At 66.1% G+C, this 351-nt stretch carries 1 protein-coding gene; it reads right to left on the reverse strand.

All coding sequences use genetic code 11. The features are described 5' to 3' along the window. Positions 1-351: chromate transporter (locus L995_RS13640; RefSeq protein ID WP_047472275.1), on the reverse strand; the 351-nt coding region annotated here is incomplete at both ends.

Consider the following 351-nt stretch of genomic DNA (forward strand, 5'->3'; position numbering starts at 1 on the left):
CGCCGGCCACGGCGGGGTGGTCGGCCAGCTGGGAATAGATCACGGTCAGCGTCAGCACCAGCAACATGGGAAAGCACAGCATGCCGCACACGGCCACCACGGCACCGCGCCAGCCGAAGTAGCGCTCGCCAATGGTGATGGACAGGTTGACCACATTGGGGCCGGGCATGATCTGGGCCACGGCCCAGTCCTCCACAAACTCTTCATTGGTCAGCCAGCGCTTTTTCTCGACCAGCTCGCGCTGTACCACGGCCAGCACACCGCCAAAGCCCTGCAGGGCCAGCCAGGTGAAGGACCAGAACAGATCGCGCAGATTGACGGGGGCGGGACGCCGGGCCGGCACATCGGCGG

Origin of the sequence: Delftia sp. ZNC0008, from assembly GCF_000799035.1 — a bacterium.
In the GTDB taxonomy this organism is placed as follows: Bacteria; Pseudomonadota; Gammaproteobacteria; order Burkholderiales; family Burkholderiaceae_C; genus Comamonas; species Comamonas tsuruhatensis.